Here is a 21,166-nt window from a genome sequence, read left to right as displayed (position 1 = left end):
GCCGAAAAAACCTACGCAAACCTTCGCGACGGTCGGGTGCCGCTGTTGCAACGCCTGCCTGTGCTCGCGCCGGGTCTCAAAGTGGCGGCGCTGTTCAGTGTGACGCTGGCGTGTGTGGTGGGCGTCGAGGTGTGGCTCAACCCGTCATCAGCCGTGTTCGGGATGCTGGCGTTTGTCGTGGGCAGCGGGTTGGCAGCGGTCGGAACCGGGCTGATGTTGCGCCCGCTGACAGCGCTCACCGAGCGCGCCCGACAGATTGCCGACAACCCGTTGAGCCAGGGCATTTACACCGGCCGCCGGGATCAGTTCGGCCAGATCGAGTTTGCCTTCCAAATGCTCGAAGCGCAGATCGGCGCGGTGGTGGGGCGCATCGGTGATGCGTCGCAGCGCCTGGCCGGGCATGCGGCGGAACTGGTCGAGCACTTGCAAAGCAGTCACAGCAGCACGCTGGATCAGCAGGCTGAAACCGATCAGGTGGCGGCGGCGATTCATCAGATGTCCGCCAGCGTGGCTCAGGTTGCCAGCCATGCACAGCAAGCCTCCCAGGCGGCCGATCTGGCCGGCAGCGAAACCCGCGAAGGTCATCAACTGGTGAGTGAGAGTCGCCACGCCGTCTTGCGTCTGGCCGAGGAGCTGGCGCACGCCACCGAGGTGATTCATCAGCTGGAAGGGCACAGCAGCGAGATCACCGGGGTGCTGGAAGTCATTCGCAGCATCGCCGAGCAAACCAATCTGCTGGCCCTCAACGCGGCCATTGAGGCGGCGCGCGCTGGGGATGCCGGGCGCGGTTTTGCGGTGGTGGCCGACGAAGTGCGGGGCCTGGCGCAACGCACCCAGCAATCGACCAACGAGATTCAGCGCATGATCAGCACCCTGCAAAACGGCACGCGGGACGCGGTGGCGGTGATGCAGCAAAGCAGTGAGCAGGTGGAAAACAGCGTCGAACAGGCCCGGCGCGCCGCCGACGCACTGGACGCGATCAGTCGGCGGGTCAATCAGATCACCGAAATGAGCCTGCAAATCGCCTCAGCGGTGGAAGAGCAGAGCACGGTCAGCGAAGACATCAACCGCAACATCAGCAGCATTCGCTCCGCCTGCGAAGTCACGGTGAGCGAGGGCCGGCAAAGCCAGGCCAACTCCGAAGACGTGGCGGGGCTGGCGGGGGACTTGCGGCAGTTGGCGCAGGAGTTCTGGCGAGAACGCCGTTAAGCCGCGCGCAACGAAATGAACGCGTAGTTGAGCGGTGTTTCGGTGGTCACTTCTGCGCCGGCCGCCAACACTTGCCCGGCGATGTCGTCGCCGGACACGTGGAACTGCCAGTCACTGCTCGAGCCCGTCAGCGGTTGTTGCGCCACTTGGTCGATGACCGTGGCAAATGCGCTCATGTCCGGCAGGTACGCGGTGAATCCGTCGCCCTTGAGCGCTGTAGTCCGAATGCCCAGCAACGCGCAAATCGCATCCTTGGTGCGGATGTCATCGCGATCCGCCTGACGGGAGCGCTGGATAAGTCCTGCGAGTTCCTGATCGACCAGTTCACCACCGACGATCAGATCCGGTCCTTTCTCCCACGATTCGGGCGGGCATGACTTGATCGTCGTGTTGAGGGGAATGTGCGGATTGATTTCCATCGGATAGATACGGCACACCAGCGGCCGGCGATCGTAGATGCGGCAGAGGTTGTCTTCGTCAAGATTCCGGCAGGGACCGACGTTGTAGGCCGCAAACGTGATTGCCACGAACGCTTCGGACGCGCCGCTTTGCACCATCACCGAACGGCGTTCGGCATGTTCGCGTTGCTGCACTGGCAGGCCCAGGCCATTACCCAGGAACCCTTCCACCAGCACGATCACCTGACCGCCGTCGGCCGCCCACATCCGGGCTTCTGTCAGGGTCAGGGGCACGTGGTGGTCATTGCAGCATTTGCCACAACCTACGCAGGAAAACGTTGTATTCATCGAAGGATCAGTCGCCTGTCTGGGCCCGAAATGGCGACAGAATGCCACCGCGAAGGTCTGCTTCGAAGCAAGTTATGCGCCATTCACTTGGATTTGGCCGGTAGGCGGATGGAGTCCCATTCGGTCACGTAGGCGGTTTTGCTTTTTTTGTTGTAGAGGCACAGCTCGGTGCCTTGCTGGCCTTTCATGTGTTTTTGCGGGTACCGGCCTTGCAGGAGCACGGCGGTGTAGTCGACCCGGTCATCGAACTGTGCGGCTTTGCCGACGGGGAAGGCGTCTGTCAGGCCGCTGGTCTTGATGCAACTGGCGAGCATGGCTTTGTCGAAGGCGGCCCAGGCTTCAGGGGTGGAGGCTTGGGTTTGGGTGGCGAGGGCGGTGAGGCAGAGGAAGGTGAGGGTGGTGGCTTTCATTGTTCAGGCATCCTTGGGCGTTGGGTTGGCCAAGGTTTGGAGTATGCCTGAGGGTTTTAGTTTGAATGTGTCGGCCTCTTCGCGGGCAAGTCGGTGTGTCAGGCCGGAACCGCTTCCCGGCGGACCACATACATCCCGCAACTTTCATACAACCGCTGCGCCCGAACGTTGTCTTCCAGCACCTTCAAATCCACAAATCCTTCATGACGCTGCTGAAACACGTTGAATGCATTCAGCAGCAATGCCCGACCCAACCCCCGACCCTGAGCGCGCGGATGCACCACCAGATTCTTGATGTAGGCGCTGGTCCAGCACTGGCACACGCCAACGATACCGTCGGAATCCAGAGCGATGAAACACAGTGATGGATCGTACTCGGGATCGGTCTCGAATCGCTGTTGCCAGGTATCCAGCGCCGGTACGCGACCGCCACCTTCCAGGTAACCCAGCGCCATCAGGCGATGAACGGCTTCTGCCAGTTCGGGGCGGTAATCGTGCAGGACGATTCCCTGAGGCCAGGTGATTGCGGGCGCAACCTCAGCCAGGTTGCGCCGCATCAGAAAACAAAAGGCGTCGTTCAAACTCAATGACCCTGTTCGGCGACCGCCTTGGCCGCTTCGATCAGGCACTTGGTCAGCTCCGGCGAGGAGAACTTGGTCAAGACCGCGTTGGCGCCGGCCAGACGTGCCTTTTCGCTGTTCATCGCGCTGTCCAGCGAGGTGTGCAGCAGCACATACAGGTGCGAGAAGTCCGGGGTTTCGCGCAGGGTGCGGGTGAACGCGTAGCCGTCCATCTCCGACATTTCGATGTCCGAAACAATCAGGTTGATCTGCTGGGCGGTGCCTTGCAGGTCCAGCAGGCAATCAATGGCTTCCTTGGCGCTGCGCGCGGTGTGGCATTGCAGGCCGAGGTTGCGCAGGGTGTGCACCGACTGCTGCAGGGCCACCTGGCTGTCATCGACCACCAGAATGCGCGCGTTGCCGAGTACTTCGGCGTCTTCCATGCTCAGTTCGGTCGGGGCCATTTCGATCTGCGCCGGGGCGATCCCGTGGATGACCTTTTCGATGTCCAGCACCTGCACCAGCGTGCCGTCCACCGAAGTCACACCGGTGATGTACGAGCGCACACCGCCGGAGCCGAAGGGCGGCGGACGGATGTCGGTGGTCAGGCAATGGACGATCTTGCTCACCGCTTGAACGTGCAGGCCCTGTTTGGAGCGGCTGACGTCGGTGACGATCAGGCAGCCACCGTTCGGGTCTTCCAGCGGCCGCTCGCCGATGGCGCGGCTGAGATCGATCACTGATAACGACGCGCCGCGCAGGGTGGCGATGCCTTTGACGTGGGGGTGCGACTCCGGCAGCTTGGTCAGTGGCGGGCAGGGGATGATTTCACTGACTTTGAGCAGGTTGATCGCCATCAGCTTGCCGCTGCGCAAGGTAAACAGCAGAAGCGAAAGTGAGTCTGCGCGGGCTTTGGTGGAGGACATAAAAACCTTCTGTGGAAAAAGGTGATGGGCGAATGGAAAGTCGCCAAAAGCTATCGATGCCGGGTTATCGACTTGATGGGGGCAGGCTTTAGGCCAAATACATTTCGGCGGTCAAACGGTGTACCCCTGTGGCGAGGGAGCTTGCTCCCGCTCGGTTGCGAAGCAGCCGCAAAATGGCACTGCCTGGCAGAGGGAGGGAGGTGCCAGATTTTGGGAGCGCTTCGCACTCCAGCGGGAGCAAGCTCCCTCGCCACAAAGAACTCGCTACTTCATGCCTAGGCGCTTCGCCATCCGCCCGAGATTCGCCCGATCCAGGCCCAGCTCACGTGCCGCGCTCGCCCAGTTATTGTGGTGCCTTTCCAGGCAAGCGCTGATCAATTGCCGCTGATAACTTTCAGTCGCCTCACGCAAGTCCCCCGACACCAATGCCGCCGGAGTCGTAGTCGGTTGCTCTAACGCTATCTCAACGCTGCCGCTCGGTAACTCCAGATCCGCCGCACTCAAGCTAAGAATCTTCGGCCGCTCCTTGCAATGCCCCAAGGCTTTCAGCGCGCTACGACCAATCAAGTGCTCCAGCTCCCGCACATTACCCGGCCAGTCATACGCAAGCAACGCGGCCTGGGCGTCGCTGTTCAGGCGCAGGCTGTTGAGGCCCATGCGCGAGCGGTTCTGCTCCAGGAAGAAACCGCTGAGCAGCAGCACATCCCGACCGCGATCCCGCAGGGCCGGCACCAGCAGCGGGTAAACGCTTAAACGGTGATAGAAATCGGCACGGTAACGGCCACTGCGCACTTCTTCGGCGAGGTCGCGATTGGTCGCTGCGATGAGTCGCACGTCGACCTGATGTTCCTTGTCCGAACCCAGCCGCTGCAGCTGACCGCTTTGCAGCACACGCAGCAACTTGGCCTGCACGGTCAGCGACAGCTCGCCGACCTCATCGAGAAACAGCGTGCCGCCATTGGCCAGTTCGAACTTGCCTCGGCGGTCGCTGGTCGCCCCGGTAAAGGCGCCGCGCACGTGGCCGAACAGTTCGCTTTCCACCAGCGTATCCGGCAGCGCGGCGCAGTTGAGGCTGATGATCGGCTTGTCGGCCCGGGGCGAGGCGGCGTGAATCGCCTGGGCCACCAGCTCCTTGCCGACCCCGGTTTCTCCTGTGATCAACACGGTCAGATCGCTGCCGCCCACCAGGCTGATTTCTTCCACCAGCCGTTTGTGGGCCTTGCTCTGGCCGATCATCTCGCGGTTCTGCTGACCGCTGGCCTGACGGTAAACCTCGGCGCGCTGATGTTCGTCTTCGACACGATTGGCCAGCCGTTCGATACGCTCGGCGGCATTGACCGTGGCGGCGGCGAGGCTGGCGAAGGCTTGCAGGGCGTCCAGTTCGATCGGTTCGAAACGCTCCGGGTCGAGCGCATCGAGGGTCAGCAAACCCCACGGGCGCTCGTCGATAAACAGCGGGCACCCCATGCAGTCGTGGACTTCCAGATGTTCATGGAGACCATCGACCAGCCCGTCATAAGGGTCGGGCAGGTCGCTGTCGGCGGCAAAACGCGTCGGGCCGGGGCTGCTGAGCAGTGTTTCGAAGCGCGGGTGTTCGCTGACCTTGAAGCGCCGGCCGAGGGTGTCGGTGCTCAAGCCGTCAACGGCCAGCGGCACCAGCCATTCACCATCCAGGCGCAGCAGCGCAGCGGCATCGCAAGGCAGAAGGGCGCGCATGGCTTCGAGCAGGCGCCGATAGCGCTCGCCCTCGGGGAGTTCGCGGGACAGGTCCGAGACCAGGGGAAGCAGCGTGGTGAGCAGGGATTTTGCAGTCATATTGACTCCATGTAGTCGAGATGACTATAAGTCAGGCTGTGTCGTTATGACTAGAATGTTTTTAAGTTGTTGATTTTTAACAATTAAATAGCTGGCACGGAATCTGATAAGGAGAGTGCAATCAGTTAGAAACCCAAGTAGCTCAGGAGTCACCTTATGCTTAGCGTTCAAGACCGTGCAATCGTCAAATCCACTGTGCCGTTGCTGGAAAGCGGTGGCGAAGCATTGATCACGCATTTCTACCGCATGATGCTCTCCGAATACCCGGAAGTCCGCCCGCTGTTCAACCAGGCTCACCAGGCCAGCGGTGATCAACCCCGCGCCCTGGCCAACGGCGTGTTGATGTATGCGCGCCACATCGATCAGCTCGACCAGTTGGGCGACCTGGTAGCCAAGATCATCAACAAGCACGTGGCCCTGCAAATTCTCCCGGAACACTACCCGATTGTCGGCTCCTGCCTGTTGCGGGCGATTTCCGAAGTGCTGGGCGACGAGATCGCCACGCCGGAAGTGATGAGCGCCTGGGGCGCAGCGTACGGTCAACTGGCCGACATCCTGATCGGTGCTGAAACCAGCATCTACGACCAGAAAGAACAGGCACCGGGCGGCTGGCGCGGTGCGCGGGCATTCATCGTCGCGGCCAAGGTCGAGGAAAGCGCGGAAATCACCTCGTTCTACTTCGAGCCGGCGGACAAAGGCCCGATCCTCGCGGCAGAACCCGGCCAGTACATCGGCATGAAACTGATCCTCGATGGCGAAGAGATTCGTCGTAACTATTCACTGTCAGCCCTGGCGAACAAAGGCCAGTACCGCATCAGCGTCAAGCGTGAAAACGGTGGCCGCGCCTCGAACCATCTGCACGATCAACTGCACGTCGGTTCCAGCATTCAGTTGTTCCCGCCATCGGGCGAATTCACCCTGACCGACAGCGACAAACCGTTGGTGCTGATCAGCGGCGGCGTCGGCATCACCCCGACCCTGGCCATGCTCGAAGCGGCGCTGGAAACCAAGCGGCCGGTGCACTTTATCCACTGCGCACGCAACGGCAGCGTCCACGCCTTCCGTGACTGGGTTGATGGATTGGCCGAGCGTCACCCGCAACTCAAGCGCTTCTATTGCTACGACGAAGATGACGGCGTCAGCCCGGCGGCGCACAAGGTCGGGTTGTTGAGTCAGGAACAACTGGGCGAGTGGCTGCCGCAACAGCGCGATCTGGACGCTTACTTTCTGGGGCCTAAAGGCTTCATGGCGGCGGTGAAGCGTCACCTGAAAGCCTTGGGTGTACCGGAGAAGCAAAGTCGTTACGAGTTCTTTGGCCCGGCATCGGCGCTGGAATAACCGCCGCTTTTTTTGTAGGAGCACGGCTTGCCGGCGAAGGCGATCTTGAGGACGCCTTCGCCGGCAAGCCGTGCTCCTACAGGTGCGTGTTTCGCCGTCAATCCGGGGGGCGTGTTTTTCAGCCCTTCAATTCCTTCAAATGCTTGTACACCGTCGCCCGTCCCATGTTCAGGACGTTTGCCACATAGTTGGAGGCGCTTTTGCCCTTGAAGGCGCCTTCGGCGTGCAAGGCCAGCACCAGTTCGCGTTTGTGGTCGCGGGTCAGCAGGTTCAGGCTCAGTTGACGCTCGCGCAGCCAGCCGTGGAGGAAGGTGTTGATCCTCTCCTGCCAGTCATCGCGAAACAGTGAATCCGGTTGCGGGATCAACTTGCTCGGCGACAGGAACAGATCCAGCGCTGCCTTGGCATTTTCGAACAGCGAAATATTCAGATTGATGCACAGCACGGCCAGTGGATGACCGTCGCTGTCGCGCAGGACGCTGCTCAGGCTGCGAATCTTCTGACCATCCCAATTGAGTTTTTCGTACGGGCCGATGTTTCGTTCGCTGATGTCATCGCTGAGCATGTCTTCCAGCGCGGAGTCGTCACCGACTTCCCGCTTCGACAGGTTATTGGCGATGTAATCGACTTTCTGTGTGCGCAGATCGTGCAGCACCACCTCGGCGTGGGGAAAGAACAACGTGGCGATGGCATCGGCAATCGCGCGGAAGTTGTCCAGGGCCGGGTCTTTTACAGGTGCGTTCATACAGTGGAGCTCCAGGCAGCGTCAGCGCCCTGCAAAAAGGGCGCTGGAAGTTTGCCGCAATCGTGTCGACACGTCACCTGAGGACGCGGATCAGCTCAGGCGAGCGGGGGAGAGCATCCCGGCATCCAGGCCGAAGCGCGTGAGTTGTTCGGGCAAGGGTTCGCCGCGCACCAGTGCGGCGCTGGCCTGGCCCATGGCGGGCGAGGTCTGGATGCCGTAACCGCCTTGCGCTGCCACCCAGAACAAGCCGGGTACCTGCAGATCGAAACCGGACAGCAAGTCGCCATCGGCCACGAAACTGCGCAGGCCGGCCCAGGTGCGGGTCGGGCGGCGGATGGTCAGGGTCGTGGCTTCTTCGATCTGGTAGATGCCCATGGCGATGTCCAGTTCTTCGGGCTGCACGTCGTGCGGTTCCACCGGGTCGGCGTTGGCCGGTGAGCCGAGGAACATGCCGGCGTCGGGCTTCATGTAGAACGACTCGTCGAGGCTGACCAGCATCGGCCAATGGTGGATGTCCACGCCTTCTGGCCCGGCGAAGATGAACGCCGCACGGCGCTTCGGTTGCAGACCCAGCGGTCGGGAGCCGGCCAGTTCGCCGATCTTGTCGGCCCAGGCACCGGCGGCGTTGATGATGACCGGGGCGCTGAAGGTCTGGCCGTTGGTTTGCACCTGCCACACTCCCTCGGCATCGCGGGTCAGGCTCAGGACTTCGCTGTCGGTGTGCACTTCACCTTTATTGCGCCGGATGCCGCGCAGGTAACCCTGGTGCAGGGCGTCGGTGTCGATGTCGCTGGCGGTCGGGTCGTAGATCGCGCCATGGACTTTTTCCCGGCGCAGGATCGGCAGGCGTGCGCAGGCTTCGTCGGCGCTGAGCAGTTGCATCTCGGGCACCGTGGCTTTGGCGCTGAGGTATTGATTGTTCAGTTCGGTCGGGTCGCCGGTGAAGTCCACGGTCATCTCGCCGCGCGGGGTCAGCAGCGGGTGTTCGCAGAAACCGGCGGGCGGGGCGTCAAAGAAATCGCGGCTGGCCTGGGTCAGTGCCCGGACTTGCGGTGTTCCATAAGCAGCGGTGAACAGCGCGGCCGAACGTCCGGTGGAGTGATAGGCCGGATGGGATTCGCGTTCGAGCACAATCACCCGGGCGTGCTGCGACAGCCAGAAACCGGTGGAAGCGCCGGCAATCCCGCCGCCGATGATGATGAAATCTGCCTGGCTCATGAACGTCTCCTGTCGAGCGCAAATGCCGAAATTGTGGCCATCCCTGTAGGAGCAAAGCTTGCTCGCGATGCAGACACCGCGGTCTCTCTGAACAACCGCGGTGATGCGGTCGCGAGCAAGCTTTGCTCCTACAGGATTGGGGTGTCAGGGGTGTAGGCAGTAGATGGCATTGGCCAGCGCGATGTCTTCCAGGCCCAGGCCGATGGAGCGGAAGAACACATGGCGGTCGTAACCGGGGCGCTGGACTTTCTCGCTGAGCAGATCGGGCAGGTCGCCGACAATCGCGTTTTTGTCCCAGCCATGTTGCTCACCGGCAATCAGCATTTCGCCCGCCGACCCGGGAGTGGTCAGACGATAGTCGCAGAACACCTGCATGTCATTGAGGCTCTGCGGCGGCACTTCGTGGGCCCGTGACGCGTTGGTGCTGATGGAAGTGATCAACGCCGGTTTACTCAGGCTGGACGGGTCGATCACAGGTCCCGCGGACGAAGTGCAGAGCATGATCACGTCGGCGTCCTCAACGGCCGCTTCGCGACTGTCGACGAGGGTCAGGCGTGGATCGAGGCTTTTGATCTCGGCCAGGGCTTCAGGGCTGAGGTCGCTCAGGTTCGGCGAGAAAAGGTGGATGCTTTGCCAGTCGCGCAAACCCTTGACGTAATGCAGGTGCGCCAGGGCAACCTTGCCACTGCCGATGATCGCCAGACGTTGAGCGTTCAACGGGGCAAGGGCATCGACAGCGACGGCGGTGGTCGCGGCGGTACGCGCAGTGGTCAGTTCGCCAGCATCGCAGAGCAACAGCGGCTGGCCGGTCTGCATCGACATCAGCAAGGTCCATGCGGTCACCAGCGGGCCTTGTTCGCGCACGATGTAGGGCGACGTCTTGACCCCGTAAACCCCGTCTTCGGCCAGCACGCCCAGGTAGTTGATGAAGTCGCCGGCACCCTTGGGAAATTCCACCAGTTGCTGCGCCGGTTGCACCGCTTGCCCGGCGGCCAGGTCGCGGAACAGCTTGCGCAGGATCTGCGGCACGTCGACCTGCGCCAACAATTCACGGGCCTGGGGTTGGGTGATCACGTAAGGCGTGCTGGACATGGGCGGCTCCGGGAGCTGGAAGTAAACTAATTTGTCCATTATGGACTTTTAGTTATCTCTCGCAAGCACCTTTTGTAGGAGCGAGCCTGCTCGCGAAAAACTCAAGGACGCGGAGGGGCATCTGGTTTTACGCGTTATCGTTCACGACCATCGCGAGCAAGCTCGCTCCTACAGTGTTTTCGACACGAAAAAAAAGCGCAGTCCGTTGCCGGCTGCGCCTCTTTTATTGCGACCCGCTGTTACGGACGCTTGCGCTCAACCGCCCGCAACAGATGCGTCGGTGGCGTTTCACAGCTGATCTTGCGACCCAGCAGCGCCTCGATGGACGGTAGCTGGTAGGAGTCGTCTTCCCCGGCAAAACTGATGGACACACCGTCGGCGCCGGCACGACCGGTACGGCCGATACGGTGCACGTAATCGTCCGGGACTTCCGGCAGGGTGAAGTTGATCACGTGGCTGATGCCGTCGATGTGAATGCCGCGACCGGCGACATCGGTGGCCACCAACACGCGGATCTTGCCTTCGCGGAAACCTTCAAGCGTCTTGATGCGCTTGTGCTGCGGAACGTCGCCGGACAGTTGCGCGGCGTTGACGCCATCGCGCACCAGGCGTTCTTCGATGCGCCGCACTTCATCCTTGCGGTTGGCAAAGACCATCACCCGCTCCCAACCGTTGTCGTTGACCAGGTTGTAGAGCAGTTTGTATTTGTCGGCACCGGCCACCGCGTAGATGTGCTGCTCGACGTTTTCGCTGGCCACGTTCTGCGACTCGATCTCGACGATCGACGGGTCGGTGGTCCATTGCTTGGCGAGGTTCATCACGTCTTCGGTGAAGGTTGCGGAGAACAGCAGCGTCTGGCGCTCGTTCTTTGGCGGCGTCTGGCGAATGATCTGACGCACTTGCGGGATGAAGCCCATGTCGAGCATGCGGTCGGCTTCGTCCAGGACCATGACTTCGACCATGTCCAGGTGCACGTCGCCGCGCTGGTTGAAGTCGAGCAGGCGGCCCGGAGTCGCGACGAGGATGTCGCAATGACGCGCTTCGAGGTGCTTGAGCTGCTTGTCGAAGTCCATGCCGCCGACAAACGTCATGACGTTGAGGCCGGTGTACTTGGTCAGGTCGGCGGCGTCCTTGGCAATCTGCACCACCAGTTCGCGGGTCGGCGCGATGATCAGCGCCCGCGGCTCGCCCATGTAGCGCTCTTTCGGCGGCGGGGTTTGCAGCAGCTGGGTGATGATCGAAATCAGGAATGCAGCGGTTTTACCGGTGCCGGTCTGGGCGCGACCGATGGCGTCTTTGCCCGCGAGGGTAAAGCCCAGCACCTGGGCCTGAATCGGCGTGCAATACGGGAAGCCGAGGTCCTGGATGGCGTGCATCAGTTCCGGGGCAAGTTTGAAATCGTGGAAACGGGTTTTGCCTTCCTGGGGTTCGACGACGAAATCTTCGAGCTTCCAGGGGATGACCGGCGCTTTTGGCTTGGGCTCGCGACGCGGTTTGGCAGGTTTCGCGACTTCGCTGGGCGGCGCTTCAGCGGCAATGGCTTCGACAGCGGGGGTGGCCGGTGCGGGCTTCGGCGCGTGTTTCGGTGCCGCTACGGGGGCGGTCCGGCCAGGCTGATTACCGTCGGTGCGGTGGCTGGGGGTGTGAGACGGAGCGCTGGAGGCTGGCGCGAGCTGCTCAGTCTCGCTTTTACCGAACATTTTCTTGAGTGCTTTGAGCACGGTCATCTCATCAATTGGTTAAGTGCCGGCCAGTGTAATGCAAGAAACGGGCGCGGCGTAGTGGGAGGGATCAATGGGCTGTTTTTCGCCTGAACCATTAACGCAAGCGTTCAGCGAGCCAGACGCCGATGTCGCGAATTTCCTCGGGTAACACTTCGTGACCCATTGGGTATTCCTGCCATGTCACGGTGACACCATGCGTCTTTAAATACTCGTAGGCGGTGCGACCCATCGAGTTTTGCACCACGTCATCGTACTGACCGTGCAGCGACAGCACCGGAATGCGTTGCTGGCTGGCGGAAAGCTCCAGTTCGTCACTGAAAGTCGGTGCATAAGCAGAGAGGGCAAGTACGCCACCCAACGGCCCCTGCCATTTCAGAAACGCGGTGTGTAACACCACGGCGCCGCCCTGGGAAAAACCTGCCAGGAAAATCCGCGAGGCGTCTATTCCGGCAGCTCGCTGCACTTCGATCAATTTAATGATCCTGTCCGACGACGCTTCAAGCTGCTCGCGGTTGATCGCGCGTGCGGGGCTCATGGCCAATATGTCGTACCAGCTCGGCATCTCGTAGCCACCATTGATGGTGACGGCACAGGTCGGTGCCTGAGGGAGAACGAAGCGAGTGGTCAGCAGGCTTTCCTGTAACGCTTCGGCCACCGGCAGGAAGTCGTAACGGTCGGCGCCCAGGCCGTGCAGCCAGATAACGCAGGCGTCTGCAGGCTTGACGGGTTCAAGAATAAGGGGCTCGGTCATGGCTGCTCCAAATGTGTGCGTACGCTCTCATTGAGTGCGTGATGTGAGTGCGCGTCAGGTTGATCAGTTACGAAGATGTCGCAAGGCTACAAGTTTTGCTATTGACCTGTCGCCGAAACGCTTTGGCGAGCGGTCTGGTACGGGCTTTGCTATAGGAATGCCTGTACGAAAATCCCACGCCTGTCGGTAACACTATCAGGCCATTGTTCGTGGTGGGATAGCAAAAAAATCCGGTGATGGATGTTCGCCAGTGGCCGCTACGGGCTTCGCGAACGTGAAAGGGCTACAGCCCGTTCGGCCGATTGGTTAGAAGTGAGTGGTCCATGATGTGGATTTTCTCCTACTAGACTCATAGCGCAGGTCCTACGTCGGTTGACCCTAAAAAAAGCCAACACGGGTCGACTACGCCTCATAAGGGTGCGACTGGACTCAAGCTCCGACACAACAAAAGCAAAACTGGAGGTTTGAATGAAGATGTTGAAATCCACCCTGGCCATCGTGACTGCAGCCGCAGTGCTCGGTGTCAGCGGGTTCGCTCAGGCGGGTGCAACCCTGGATGCAGTGCAGAAGAAAGGTTTCGTACAGTGCGGCGTCAGTGATGGCCTGCCGGGTTTCTCGGTTCCGGACTCCACTGGCAAGATCATCGGTATCGATGCTGACGTGTGCCGCGCTGTGGCCGCTGCCGTATTCGGCGATGCGACCAAGGTCAAATTCAGCCAGTTGAACGCCAAGGAGCGCTTCACCGCGCTGCAGTCCGGCGAAATCGACGTGCTGTCGCGTAACACCACCTGGACCAGCTCCCGCGATTCGGGCATGGGCCTGGTGTTTGCCGGCGTGACTTACTACGACGGCATCGGCTTCCTGGTGAACAACAAGCTGGGCGTGAAAAGCGCTAAAGAGCTCGACGGCGCTACCATCTGCATTCAAGCCGGTACCACCACCGAGCTGAACGTTTCCGACTACTTCCGTGGCAACGGTCTGAAATACACCCCGATCACCTTCGACACCTCCGATGAAAGCGCCAAGTCGCTGGAATCCGGTCGTTGCGACGTGCTGACCTCCGACAAATCCCAGCTGTACGCACAACGCAGCAAGCTGGCGACCCCGACCGACTACGTCGTTCTGCCGGAAACCATCTCCAAGGAGCCTCTGGGCCCGGTCGTGCGTAAAGGCGACGAAGAGTGGTTCAGCATTGTGAAGTGGACCTTGTTTGCAATGGTCAACGCTGAAGAAATGGGTATCACCCAGAAGAACGTTGAAGCTGAAGCCAAAGCCACCAAGAACCCGGACGTTGCTCGTCTGCTGGGCGCTGACGGTGAATACGGCAAAGACCTGAAAGTGAAGAAAGACTGGGTCGTGCAGATCGTCAAGCAAGTGGGCAACTACGGTGAAGTGTTCGAGAAAAACCTCGGCAAGAGCACTCCGCTGGCCATCGACCGCGGGCTGAACGCTCTGTGGAACAACGGCGGCATTCAATACGCACCACCAGTGCGCTGATGGTTCTATCACCCGGTGGGCCAACCGCCGGGTGATGTTCTGTTCCATTATTTCCGGGGCACTTCATGCAAAATTCAATCGGCGCACCAAAGCAGAGGCTCAGCCTCAGCGATCCAAAAGTGCGTGCGTGGCTATTTCAGATCATCACCATTGTGGCGGTGGTCTCGATGGGCTGGTACCTGTTCGACAACACGCAGACCAACCTTCAACACCGGGGCATTACCTCCGGTTTCAGCTTTCTGGAGCGCAGTGCCGGTTTCGGTATCGCTCAACACCTGATCGACTACACCGAATCGGACAGCTATGCCCGGGTGTTTGTCATCGGCCTGCTCAACACGCTGCTGGTGACCTTCATCGGCGTGATCCTGGCGACGATCCTCGGGTTCATCGTCGGCGTGTCACGGCTGTCGAAGAACTGGATCATCGCCAAGCTGGCGACGGTGTATGTCGAGGTTTTCCGTAACATTCCGCCGCTGCTGCAAATTCTGTTCTGGTACTTCGCGGTGTTCCTGACCATGCCGGGGCCACGCAACAGCCATAACTTCGGCGACACCTTCTTCGTCAGCAGCCGCGGTTTGAACATGCCCGCAGCGCTGGCGGCCGACGGTTTCTGGCCGTTTATGGTCAGCATCGTCGTGGCCATTGTCGCCATCGTGCTGATGACTCGCTGGGCCAACAAGCGCTTCGAAGCAACCGGCGTACCGTTTCACAAATTCTGGACCGGCCTGGCGCTGTTCCTGGTGATCCCGGCACTGTGCGCGCTGATCTTCGGCGCACCTGTGCACTGGGAAATGCCGGAACTCAAGGGCTTCAACTTCGTCGGTGGCTGGGTGCTGATCCCGGAACTGCTGGCGCTGACCCTGGCCCTGACCGTGTACACCGCGGCGTTCATCGCCGAGATCGTGCGTTCGGGCATCAAGTCGGTCAGCCACGGCCAGACCGAAGCGGCACACTCGCTGGGCCTGCGCAACGGTCCGACCCTGCGCAAGGTGATCATCCCGCAAGCCCTGCGCGTGATCATTCCACCGCTCACCAGCCAATACCTGAACCTGGCGAAAAACTCTTCGCTGGCGGCCGGTATCGGTTATCCGGAAATGGTCTCGTTGTTTGCCGGTACGGTGCTGAACCAGACCGGGCAGGCGATCGAGGTGATTGCGATCACCATGAGCGTGTACCTGGCGATCAGTATCAGCATTTCCCTGCTGATGAACTGGTACAACAAGCGCATTGCGCTGATCGAGCGGTAAGGAAAAGCGCATGAGTACTCATACTTTCAAACCTGACATGCCACCTCCGAGCCGCAGCATCGGTGTCGTGGCGTGGATGCGCGCCAACATGTTCTCCAGCTGGCTCAACACCCTGCTGACCCTGTTCGCGTTCTATCTGATTTACCTGGTGGTCCCGCCGATCCTGGAGTGGGCGATCCTCGACGCCAACTGGGTCGGCACCACCCAGGCTGACTGCACCAAGGAGGGCGCCTGCTGGGTGTTCATCCAGCAGCGCTTCGGCCAGTTCATGTACGGCTACTACCCGGTGGACCTGCGCTGGCGCGTGGACCTGACCGTGTGGCTGGCGGTCATCGGCGTGGCACCGCTGTTCATCTCGCGCTTTCACCGTAAAGCGGTGTACGGGCTGAGCTTCCTGGTGCTGTATCCGATCATTGCCTACTTCCTGCTGCATGGCGGCATTTTTGGCCTGACCACCGTGGCGACCAGCCAATGGGGCGGCCTGATGCTGACCCTGGTGATCGCCACCGTCGGCATTGCCGGCGCTCTGCCGCTGGGGATTGTCCTGGCCCTGGGTCGTCGTTCGAACATGCCGGCGATTCGGGTGGTCTGCGTGACCTTCATCGAGTTCTGGCGCGGCGTGCCGTTGATCACGGTGCTGTTCATGTCCTCGGTAATGCTGCCGTTGTTCCTGCCTGAAGGCATGAACTTCGACAAACTGCTGCGGGCACTGATCGGCGTGATCCTGTTCCAGTCGGCCTACGTCGCCGAAGTGGTGCGGGGCGGTCTGCAGGCGATTCCCAAAGGTCAGTACGAAGCGGCTGCAGCGATGGGCCTCGGTTACTGGCGCAGTATGGGCCTGGTGATTCTGCCGCAAGCCCTGAAGCTGGTAATCCCTGGCATCGTCAACACCTTCATTGCGCTGTTCAAGGACACGAGCCTGGTGATCATCATCGGCCTGTTCGACTTGCTCAACAGCGTCAAACAAGCCGCCGCCGACCCGAAATGGTTGGGCATGGCCACTGAAGGCTATGTGTTCGCGGCCCTGGTGTTCTGGATTTTCTGTTTTGGTATGTCGCGCTATTCCATGCATTTGGAACGCAAGCTCGACACTGGCCACAAGCGTTAGGAGTTCTCTGATGAGCGAAGCGATCAAAAAGCCTGTGAGCCCTGAAGGCATTATTCAGATGCAGGGCGTGAACAAGTGGTACGGCCAGTTCCACGTGTTGAAAGACATCAACCTGAACGTCAAGCAGGGCGAGCGTATCGTCCTGTGCGGCCCGTCGGGTTCCGGCAAATCCACCACCATTCGTTGCCTTAACCGTCTGGAAGAACACCAGCAGGGCCGCATCGTGGTCGATGGCGTGGAACTGACCAACGACCTCAAGCAGATCGAATCGGTCCGCCGTGAAGTCGGCATGGTGTTCCAGCACTTCAACCTGTTCCCGCACCTGACCATCCTGCAGAACTGCACCCTGGCGCCGATGTGGGTGCGCAAGATGCCCAAGCGCAAGGCCGAAGAAATCGCCATGCATTACCTGGAGCGCGTACGCATTCCGGAGCAGGCGCATAAATTCCCGGGGCAACTGTCCGGCGGTCAGCAGCAGCGTGTGGCGATTGCCCGTGCCCTGTGCATGAAACCGAAAATCATGCTGTTCGACGAACCGACTTCAGCACTCGACCCGGAGATGGTGAAAGAGGTTCTGGACACCATGATCGGCCTGGCCGAAGACGGCATGACCATGCTCTGCGTGACCCACGAAATGGGCTTCGCCCGCACCGTGGCCAACCGCGTGATCTTCATGGACAAGGGTGAAATCGTTGAACAGGCTGCGCCGAACGACTTCTTTGATAATCCGCAGAATGAGCGGACCAAGTTGTTCTTGAGCCAGATCCTGCATTGATCGAAGCCAGGCTGTGAAATAAACCCGGACTGAGTTCCGGGTTTATTTTTGTCTGATGTTCGGGATCAGGACGCCAGCACCGTTTCCTGTTCCGGAAAGCGTGCAGCCAGTAGCCGTTTCAAGTCAGTGCCTTCGTTCATCGCTTGTATTTCAGCCAGTAAGTGAGGATGACGATCCAGCAGGCGCATCAGTGTGAATAACGCTTGCGGCGGTTGCAGTTCGCCGCGCTCGTATCGTGAAAACGCGTTGTGGCCGGCGCCGGAAAGCAGTTTCACCGCTTCCTTTTGCGTGAGGTGCAGTTTGCGGCGGATGCGTTTCATCTCGGTGCCCATGATCTGAAAGCAATCCTCGAGCAATTTGTCGCCAGCGTCGGAGTAGCGCACGGCGCTGTCGGTATCATTATCAAAAATGATTTCACCGCAGTCCTTGCACTCCCAGCCGGCAATATCGTGCACCCATCGTGAAACGTTCTTGTAGTCAACACTGAGACTGCGACCTTCGAAATGTTGCATTGCGTCGTGAGCGCCACAACTCATGCATTGCCGCGTATTCATACGTTCTTCTCCTTGAAAGAGATCACCAGGGGCCCACCGTTGGAGCAGTAGGTCACTTTGATGTAGAGCTCTATGTCATGAAATGTAGTGTGGTAAACGTCCTGCCAGTTTCGGTGATCGGAGTAACACGTCATTGACTTGTAGAGCATCCGGCGTTCCAGCGAACAAATGACTGACTCCATATCTCGCAGGGCCAATCCCATTCGCTTGCCGGAACTCAATGCGACATGAGTAAACGCTTTGGCTCCTTGCCTCCTGACCTCATCCTTGATGACCGACAAGGCGTAGTGGGGTGTGTTCTTGTCCATAAGAAACCGTATACCCTGTCCCTGAAATTACCCTGAGAGGGTAATTTTGACTAATCGAAAATCCCGCTCCTTTTCTCTCTCATTGACCTTAGGCGGTTGCCGTCCTACATGAAGCTGACTAACATGTCAGAAAATTCATCCTATGATTGGATGAAAGGGCGAATCCAATGTCAGAAATGTCTCCATTAATTAAGCGATCCCTGGTCGATCAGGCCCTGGACCAGTTGCGCCTGCGCATCACCGAAGGCGTCTGGACTGTCGGCCAACGCTTGCCCACCGAGCCTGAGCTGTCGGCAGAACTGGGCATCAGCCGCAACACCGTGCGCGAAGCCATGCGCGTGTTGGCGTTTTCCGGGTTGATTGAAATCCGCCAGGGCGACGGCAGTTATCTGCGGGCGGTGATCGATCCGCTGGACACCCTGAAAGCGTTGTCGCGCTGCTCCCTCGAACAGGCGCGGGAAACACGGCACATCCTTGAAGTCGAGGCCATCGGCCTTGCCGCCATCCGCAGGACCGACGAAGACCTCATCGAATTACGCAAAGCGCTCAATGTCAGCGGCGATCACTATCACGGCGATCTCGACAGCTACATCGCCTGCGATCTGGTGTTCCATCGCCGTCTGGTGGACGCCGCGCACAACCCGACCCTCAGCGAGTTGTATCGCTACTTCTCCAGCGTCGTCGGCGCACAACTGCGCCAGACCCTGAGCATCACGCCTCGCCGCCAGGAAGTGTTCGACCTGCATGTCGACCTGCTCGACGCCGTCGAGCAACGCGACCCGGAACGGGCCAAAGCCCTGTCGAGGCAGTTGATCAATGAACCTTGAAACCGAGAACGCCATGTCCAGCCGCAACAGCCACATCAACGAAGCCAAACGCAAGGCGGAGCTCGAAGAACTGCTGATCGACGCCGAGGCCGACGACGAAGCGGTCCAGCAAAGTCACCCGATCCTGCGGCGGCCATGGTTGTTATTGCTGGGTTTGATTCTGGTCGCACTGAACCTGCGCCCGGCACTGTCGAGCATGGCGCCGATGCTCAGCGAGGTCTCGAAAACCCTCGGCTTGTCGGCAGCGCAGGCCGGTTTGCTGACGACGCTGCCAGTGCTGTGCCTCGGTTTGTTCGCACCGCTGGCGCCGATCCTGGCCCGACGTTTCGGTGCTGAACGGGTGGTGCTGGGCATTCTGCTGACGCTGGCCGGCGGGATCATTCTGCGCAGCTCGTTCGGCGAAATCGGCCTGTTTGCCGGCAGCGTACTGGCCGGCGCGAGCATTGGTGTCATCGGTGTGTTGTTGCCGGGCATCGTCAAGCGCGACTTCGCCAAACACGCCGGCACCATGACCGGCGTCTACACCATGGCGCTGTGTCTGGGCGCGGCGATGGCGGCGGGCGCGACCGTGCCGTTGAGCGAACATTTCGACAAGAGCTGGGCGTTGGGTCTCGGTTTCTGGGTGATTCCAGCCTTGGTGGCAGCGATTTTCTGGTTGCCGCAAGTCGGTCAGAAACACGGCGCGCACAACGTTGCCTACCGGGTTCGCGGTTTGTTGAGTGACCCGCTGGCCTGGCAAGTGACCTTGTACATGGGTCTGCAATCATCGCTGGCGTACATCGTGTTCGGCTGGCTGCCGTCTATCCTGATCGGCCGCGGCCTGACTCCGACTCAGGCCGGGCTGGTGCTGTCGGGTTCGGTGATCGTTCAGTTGGCCAGCTCACTGGCCGCCCCGTGGCTGGCCACGCGCGGCAAGGATCAGCGCCTGGCGATTGTGATCGTCATGGCGCTGACCCTCGGTGGTTTGTTCGGTTGCCTGTATGCACCGATCGAAGGCCTGTGGGGCTGGGCGATTCTGCTCGGCCTGGGACAGGGCGGTACGTTCAGCCTGGCGTTGACCCTGATCGTGCTGCGCTCGCGGGACTCCCATGTGGCGGCGAATCTGTCGAGCATGGCCCAGGGTTTCGGTTATACCCTGGCGTCCATGGGGCCGTTCGCGGTCGGCATCGTGCATGACTGGACCGGCGGCTGGAACGCCGTGGGCTGGATTTTCGGCGTGATCGGCCTCGGTGCAATCCTCGCCGGCCTCGGGGCCGGGCGTTCGTTATACGTTCAGGTCACCAGCGAAAAGGTCTAGGCGGCGCTACAGGTAAAACACCTCCAGCGTCGCTGTACCGTCAAGGACGATATCGCCGCTCAAGTCCAGTTCAGAGGTGGGCGCGATGACGGTTTGCAGGGTGACGCGACTGCTCAGGCTCTGAATCGCAATGGGGCCTGCGGTGCTGCCGGCAATGTCGGTGAACCCCAGATAACTTTTGGCGGCAATCGGTATGGTGCTGGTGCTCGATGTGCTCCAGGCCCGGCCATCGGTGGTGGAATCGGTTCGATAAACCTGCGGCAACGCGTCCACCACGGTGCTGGCCGGCTCGAAGTGCAGCGAATACAGGCCGATTTTGTTGCTGCTGCGATCGACGTTCAGGCCGTAATAGATCTCGCTGTTGACGATCGCCGAGCCGTCGCGATGGTCCTGCATGCGCAAAGCGAAACGCGCAGGCACATTGCAGCGGATAGTGAGTTCGAAGGTTTCGTCGCGAAGACGCGTTCGTTTATCGATGTTCAAATCCTGTCGGGAGATTTTGCCAAAATCGACCTGACCGTTGTTGGACAGGCTCGGGGTGCAAGCCACCGGGGTGATGGTGCCTGAGACGGACAGGCCAATACTTGACGCGGCAAACGTGCAAGCTGTCGGGCCGATCAACAATGCAGCCACAAGGGCTGTAAGCGTATGTTTCACCTATAAATTCCTTTTTTGGGTGGAGGCGGTCGGCGCTAAACCCTTCGCGGTTGTTAACGCTGCCCATGGTTCAGCGCCATGACCTTGGAAGTACTTCATTTCAAAGGTGGCGAAGCCATCCAGAATGACGTTGTCGGTCAGGGTCAGGCTGTCAGTAGGGCAATGCAGGTACCGATAGTCAAGTCCATGACATCCTTGGCGGCAAGTGGAGTGATACCGCCCACCGAGAGCAGTACACCTTCATTGATAACGCTGGTGCGCCTCCCATTGGCTCCGCCATCAACCGGGCAGATTGTGTTTACATCCTTTCCGTCTGCCTGAGCACTGTGAATCAACGGTCGGAAGGCGCCGATTTTTTCGCC

At 60.2% G+C, this 21,166-nt stretch carries 21 protein-coding genes; 8 read left to right on the top strand and 13 right to left on the bottom strand.

Translation table 11 applies throughout. The annotated features are described in order from the left end of the window. Window positions 1-162: 162 nt before the first annotated feature. On the top strand, window positions 163-1,209 hold the full coding sequence (locus ACA066_RS23755) for a methyl-accepting chemotaxis protein (RefSeq protein WP_497699946.1): 1,047 nt from the start codon (window positions 163-165) through the stop codon (window positions 1,207-1,209). Here the strand turns inward: ACA066_RS23755 and ACA066_RS23750 are convergent. From ACA066_RS23750 to norR, 5 genes are all read right to left on the bottom strand, one after another. Then, on the bottom strand, window positions 1,206-1,955 hold the full coding sequence (locus tag ACA066_RS23750) for a YkgJ family cysteine cluster protein (protein ID WP_497696876.1): 750 nt from the start codon (window positions 1,953-1,955) through the stop codon (window positions 1,206-1,208). The two genes, ACA066_RS23755 and ACA066_RS23750, sit on opposite strands and share 4 nt — an antisense overlap. A gap of 83 nt (window positions 1,956-2,038) precedes the next feature. Further along, complete coding sequence (locus ACA066_RS23745) at window positions 2,039-2,365, bottom strand: hypothetical protein (protein ID WP_497696875.1); 327 nt, start codon at window positions 2,363-2,365, stop codon at window positions 2,039-2,041. A 98-nt stretch (window positions 2,366-2,463) separates the two neighbouring features. Beyond that, window positions 2,464-2,922 (bottom strand): GNAT family N-acetyltransferase, encoded by a 459-nt coding sequence (locus tag ACA066_RS23740; RefSeq protein WP_497699945.1) that lies wholly within the window; start codon window positions 2,920-2,922, stop codon window positions 2,464-2,466. A 26-nt stretch (window positions 2,923-2,948) separates the two neighbouring features. Further along, on the bottom strand, window positions 2,949-3,851 hold the full coding sequence (locus ACA066_RS23735; protein ID WP_145316602.1) for a chemotaxis protein CheV: 903 nt from the start codon (window positions 3,849-3,851) through the stop codon (window positions 2,949-2,951). A gap of 264 nt (window positions 3,852-4,115) precedes the next feature. Continuing rightward, window positions 4,116-5,666 carry a nitric oxide reductase transcriptional regulator NorR gene (gene norR, locus ACA066_RS23730; protein ID WP_497696874.1) on the bottom strand — a complete coding sequence of 517 codons (1,551 nt, stop codon included), beginning with the start codon at window positions 5,664-5,666 and terminating at the stop codon, window positions 4,116-4,118. 156 nt (window positions 5,667-5,822) lie between these two features. Here norR and hmpA point away from each other — a divergent pair, with 156 nt between their 5' ends. Continuing rightward, the gene (gene hmpA, locus ACA066_RS23725; RefSeq protein ID WP_497696873.1) at window positions 5,823-7,004 is read left to right on the top strand and encodes an NO-inducible flavohemoprotein; all 1,182 of its coding nucleotides are present in this window, start codon (window positions 5,823-5,825) and stop codon (window positions 7,002-7,004) included. 118 nt (window positions 7,005-7,122) lie between these two features. On the opposite strand, the gene ACA066_RS23720 is transcribed toward hmpA, so the two are convergent. From ACA066_RS23720 to ACA066_RS23700, 5 genes are all read right to left on the bottom strand, one after another. Next, complete coding sequence (locus ACA066_RS23720) at window positions 7,123-7,749, bottom strand: helix-turn-helix transcriptional regulator (RefSeq protein ID WP_008026625.1); 627 nt, start codon at window positions 7,747-7,749, stop codon at window positions 7,123-7,125. Between the two features lie 90 nt (window positions 7,750-7,839). Further along, the gene (locus ACA066_RS23715) at window positions 7,840-8,967 is read right to left on the bottom strand and encodes an NAD(P)/FAD-dependent oxidoreductase (RefSeq protein WP_497696872.1); all 1,128 of its coding nucleotides are present in this window, start codon (window positions 8,965-8,967) and stop codon (window positions 7,840-7,842) included. Between the two features lie 144 nt (window positions 8,968-9,111). Further along, the gene (locus tag ACA066_RS23710; RefSeq protein ID WP_497696871.1) at window positions 9,112-10,059 is read right to left on the bottom strand and encodes an ornithine cyclodeaminase family protein; all 948 of its coding nucleotides are present in this window, start codon (window positions 10,057-10,059) and stop codon (window positions 9,112-9,114) included. 239 nt (window positions 10,060-10,298) lie between these two features. Next, entirely contained in the window at window positions 10,299-11,786 is a 1,488-nt protein-coding gene (rhlB, locus tag ACA066_RS23705) for an ATP-dependent RNA helicase RhlB (protein WP_497696870.1), read from the bottom strand. Between the two features lie 91 nt (window positions 11,787-11,877). Then, window positions 11,878-12,534 (bottom strand): alpha/beta hydrolase, encoded by a 657-nt coding sequence (locus ACA066_RS23700; protein ID WP_497696869.1) that lies wholly within the window; start codon window positions 12,532-12,534, stop codon window positions 11,878-11,880. 468 nt (window positions 12,535-13,002) lie between these two features. On the opposite strand from ACA066_RS23700, the gene ACA066_RS23695 reads away from it, so the two are divergent. The 4 genes from ACA066_RS23695 to ACA066_RS23680 all read left to right on the top strand — a co-directional run bounded on the left by ACA066_RS23695 (window position 13,003) and on the right by ACA066_RS23680 (window position 17,161). Next, window positions 13,003-14,031 carry an amino acid ABC transporter substrate-binding protein gene (locus tag ACA066_RS23695; protein ID WP_462008972.1) on the top strand — a complete coding sequence of 343 codons (1,029 nt, stop codon included), beginning with the start codon at window positions 13,003-13,005 and terminating at the stop codon, window positions 14,029-14,031. A gap of 65 nt (window positions 14,032-14,096) precedes the next feature. Next, a complete protein-coding gene (locus ACA066_RS23690; protein WP_403101369.1) occupies window positions 14,097-15,278 on the top strand; it encodes an amino acid ABC transporter permease in 1,182 nt (393 codons plus the stop codon). A gap of 10 nt (window positions 15,279-15,288) precedes the next feature. Next, window positions 15,289-16,386, top strand: coding sequence for an amino acid ABC transporter permease (locus tag ACA066_RS23685; protein WP_497696868.1), 1,098 nt, complete (start codon window positions 15,289-15,291; stop codon window positions 16,384-16,386). A gap of 10 nt (window positions 16,387-16,396) precedes the next feature. Further along, window positions 16,397-17,161 carry an amino acid ABC transporter ATP-binding protein gene (locus ACA066_RS23680; protein WP_008147575.1) on the top strand — a complete coding sequence of 255 codons (765 nt, stop codon included), beginning with the start codon at window positions 16,397-16,399 and terminating at the stop codon, window positions 17,159-17,161. Between the two features lie 65 nt (window positions 17,162-17,226). Here the strand turns inward: ACA066_RS23680 and ACA066_RS23675 are convergent, their stop codons facing one another. Further along, complete coding sequence (locus ACA066_RS23675) at window positions 17,227-17,715, bottom strand: type II toxin-antitoxin system MqsA family antitoxin (protein WP_497696867.1); 489 nt, start codon at window positions 17,713-17,715, stop codon at window positions 17,227-17,229. Then, the gene (locus ACA066_RS23670) at window positions 17,712-18,023 is read right to left on the bottom strand and encodes a type II toxin-antitoxin system MqsR family toxin (protein ID WP_497696866.1); all 312 of its coding nucleotides are present in this window, start codon (window positions 18,021-18,023) and stop codon (window positions 17,712-17,714) included. The genes ACA066_RS23675 and ACA066_RS23670 overlap by 4 nt, the downstream gene beginning before the upstream one ends. Window positions 18,024-18,190: 167 nt before the next feature. Between ACA066_RS23670 and ACA066_RS23665 the strand changes: the two genes are divergently transcribed. Both ACA066_RS23665 and ACA066_RS23660 read left to right on the top strand, forming a co-directional pair. Beyond that, window positions 18,191-18,850 (top strand): FadR/GntR family transcriptional regulator, encoded by a 660-nt coding sequence (locus ACA066_RS23665; RefSeq protein WP_497696865.1) that lies wholly within the window; start codon window positions 18,191-18,193, stop codon window positions 18,848-18,850. After that, a complete protein-coding gene (locus tag ACA066_RS23660) occupies window positions 18,840-20,147 on the top strand; it encodes a CynX/NimT family MFS transporter (protein ID WP_497696864.1) in 1,308 nt (435 codons plus the stop codon). The genes ACA066_RS23665 and ACA066_RS23660 overlap by 11 nt, the downstream gene beginning before the upstream one ends. A gap of 6 nt (window positions 20,148-20,153) precedes the next feature. Here ACA066_RS23660 and ACA066_RS23655 read toward each other — a convergent pair whose 3' ends face one another. Continuing rightward, window positions 20,154-20,804: a DUF1120 domain-containing protein gene (locus ACA066_RS23655; protein ID WP_497696863.1), complete on the bottom strand. Its 651-nt coding sequence runs from the start codon at window positions 20,802-20,804 to the stop codon at window positions 20,154-20,156. Window positions 20,805-21,166 lie beyond the last annotated feature (362 nt).

Source organism: Pseudomonas sp. LBUM1651 (genome assembly GCF_059716135.1).
Note: the sequence above shows the minus strand (reverse complement) of the source record. Positions and strands in the feature narration are given on the sequence as shown.

Excerpts from the sequence above, each read along its gene's own strand:
- ACA066_RS23680 (WP_008147575.1), top strand. The coding sequence starts at position 16,397 with ATGAGCGAAGCGATCAAAAAGCCTGTGAGCCCTGAAGGCATTATTCAG.
- ACA066_RS23735 (WP_145316602.1), bottom strand. The coding sequence starts at position 3,851 with ATGTCCTCCACCAAAGCCCGCGCAGACTCACTTTCGCTTCTGCTGTTT.
- ACA066_RS23675 (WP_497696867.1), bottom strand. The coding sequence starts at position 17,715 with ATGAATACGCGGCAATGCATGAGTTGTGGCGCTCACGACGCAATGCAA.
- rhlB (WP_497696870.1), bottom strand. The coding sequence starts at position 11,786 with ATGACCGTGCTCAAAGCACTCAAGAAAATGTTCGGTAAAAGCGAGACT.
- ACA066_RS23740 (WP_497699945.1), bottom strand. The coding sequence starts at position 2,922 with ATGCGGCGCAACCTGGCTGAGGTTGCGCCCGCAATCACCTGGCCTCAG.
- ACA066_RS23685 (WP_497696868.1), top strand. The coding sequence starts at position 15,289 with ATGAGTACTCATACTTTCAAACCTGACATGCCACCTCCGAGCCGCAGC.
- ACA066_RS23695 (WP_462008972.1), top strand. The coding sequence starts at position 13,003 with ATGAAGATGTTGAAATCCACCCTGGCCATCGTGACTGCAGCCGCAGTG.
- ACA066_RS23755 (WP_497699946.1), top strand. The coding sequence starts at position 163 with ATGCTGGCGTTTGTCGTGGGCAGCGGGTTGGCAGCGGTCGGAACCGGG.
- ACA066_RS23720 (WP_008026625.1), bottom strand. The coding sequence starts at position 7,749 with ATGAACGCACCTGTAAAAGACCCGGCCCTGGACAACTTCCGCGCGATT.
- ACA066_RS23750 (WP_497696876.1), bottom strand. The coding sequence starts at position 1,955 with ATGAATACAACGTTTTCCTGCGTAGGTTGTGGCAAATGCTGCAATGAC.
- ACA066_RS23745 (WP_497696875.1), bottom strand. The coding sequence starts at position 2,365 with ATGAAAGCCACCACCCTCACCTTCCTCTGCCTCACCGCCCTCGCCACC.
- hmpA (WP_497696873.1), top strand. The coding sequence starts at position 5,823 with ATGCTTAGCGTTCAAGACCGTGCAATCGTCAAATCCACTGTGCCGTTG.
- ACA066_RS23700 (WP_497696869.1), bottom strand. The coding sequence starts at position 12,534 with ATGACCGAGCCCCTTATTCTTGAACCCGTCAAGCCTGCAGACGCCTGC.
- norR (WP_497696874.1), bottom strand. The coding sequence starts at position 5,666 with ATGACTGCAAAATCCCTGCTCACCACGCTGCTTCCCCTGGTCTCGGAC.
- ACA066_RS23715 (WP_497696872.1), bottom strand. The coding sequence starts at position 8,967 with ATGAGCCAGGCAGATTTCATCATCATCGGCGGCGGGATTGCCGGCGCT.
- ACA066_RS23665 (WP_497696865.1), top strand. The coding sequence starts at position 18,191 with ATGTCAGAAATGTCTCCATTAATTAAGCGATCCCTGGTCGATCAGGCC.
- ACA066_RS23690 (WP_403101369.1), top strand. The coding sequence starts at position 14,097 with ATGCAAAATTCAATCGGCGCACCAAAGCAGAGGCTCAGCCTCAGCGAT.
- ACA066_RS23670 (WP_497696866.1), bottom strand. The coding sequence starts at position 18,023 with ATGGACAAGAACACACCCCACTACGCCTTGTCGGTCATCAAGGATGAG.
- ACA066_RS23710 (WP_497696871.1), bottom strand. The coding sequence starts at position 10,059 with ATGTCCAGCACGCCTTACGTGATCACCCAACCCCAGGCCCGTGAATTG.
- ACA066_RS23660 (WP_497696864.1), top strand. The coding sequence starts at position 18,840 with ATGAACCTTGAAACCGAGAACGCCATGTCCAGCCGCAACAGCCACATC.